Raw genomic sequence first — 1,298 nt, forward strand, 5'->3', positions numbered from 1 at the left:
GTCGAGCGTTCCGAGCACCAGCAGATTGCCGGGATCGACCGGCATGCCGGCTCGAATGACTTTGCCGCCCGCCTTCTCGATCGCGGCAGGGATGACATCGGCGAAATCGGCCAGCGCCGAGGCGCCGAAGATCACCACCATGTCGTTGTCGCGCGCCAGCGCGCTTGCTGCTTCCGCAACAAGCGTCACGTCATGCGGCGTGCGCCGCTCCGCCTTCAGCCGGCCGCCGGAGCGCGCCAGCCGCGCCTCGGTGACCCGCAGCGTCTTGTCGAGCACGCTCGGCTTCAAGCCGGGCAGCGTCGTCTGGATCACGCCGACATTGACCGGGCGATAGGCGTTGACGGCGCAGATTTCGCCGCCGGCGCAAATCCTGGCCACCGCATCGACTAGGCTCGCAGCGACGGCAAACGGAATGATCTTCACCGTCGCCACCATCTGGCCCGCCTCGACAGGCGCGTGCTGCGCCAGGGTAGCGATGGTGATCGCCGGGTCGATGGCATTGATGGCGTCGATCATCTTGGCGTCGACGGTGAAGACGCCTGCGGCTTCGGCATGCAAGTTCACGCGTCCCGTTGCAGCGGACTTCGTCTCCACGTTGCGATGGGACATGCTCAACGCGATCTTTTCGGCTGCGGCATCCTCGCCGAGGTCATCGGGAGCCAGAACGGCCACGACGACTTCGCTGATGCCGGCCGCCTTCAGCGCAGCAACGTCCTCGCCGTTCAGCCGATGCGCCTTGCGGAATCGCCGCTCGCCGGCAGTGGTCGCATGCGCCAGCACCGCGCCTTCGGCCTCATCGATCGCGATCGGGCCGAACTTCACGCCACCGCGCCTTTGCTTTCCAGGCCGCGCGAGCGGAAGGCGTGGATGGTCTGTGCCAGCACCGCGACGGCGATCTCGGCCGGGCTCGCGGCGCCGATGTCCAGCCCGATCGGTGCATGGATGCGGGCGATCTGGTCGGCGCTGGCGCCGAGCGCCAGCAGACGCTCGACCCGCTTGGCGTGAGTCTTCCTGCTGCCAAGCGCCCCAACATAGAAGCACCTGGCGTCGAGCGCCGCCTTCAGCGCGAAATCGTCGATTTTCGGATCGTGGGTGACGGCGGCTAGCGCGGTGTAGCTGTCGAGCGGCTTGCGCTTCAGCACATCTTCCGGCCATTCGGCATGCAGCGCCACATCGTGGAAGCGCTCCGGCGTGGCGAAGGCGGTGCGCGGATCGATGATCTCGACCGGATAGCCGGCGATCCTGGCCATCGGCGCCAGCGCCTGGCTGATATGCACCGCTCCGACCACCACCAGGCG

2 protein-coding genes are annotated in these 1,298 nt (G+C 67.4%); both read right to left on the reverse strand.

Annotated features, from left to right (window positions below; translation table 11 throughout):
* Positions 1-822 (reverse strand): molybdopterin-binding protein (locus EOA60_RS33355; protein WP_164899782.1); only part of this gene is annotated, 822 nt, incomplete at its 3' end.
* Positions 819-1,298 (reverse strand): XdhC family protein (locus EOA60_RS33360; RefSeq protein ID WP_128312638.1); only part of this gene is annotated, 480 nt, incomplete at its 5' end. The genes EOA60_RS33355 and EOA60_RS33360, both read right to left, overlap by 4 nt.

Source organism: Mesorhizobium sp. M1A.F.Ca.IN.020.06.1.1 (assembly GCF_004023265.1).
GTDB lineage: Bacteria > Pseudomonadota > Alphaproteobacteria > Rhizobiales > Rhizobiaceae > Mesorhizobium.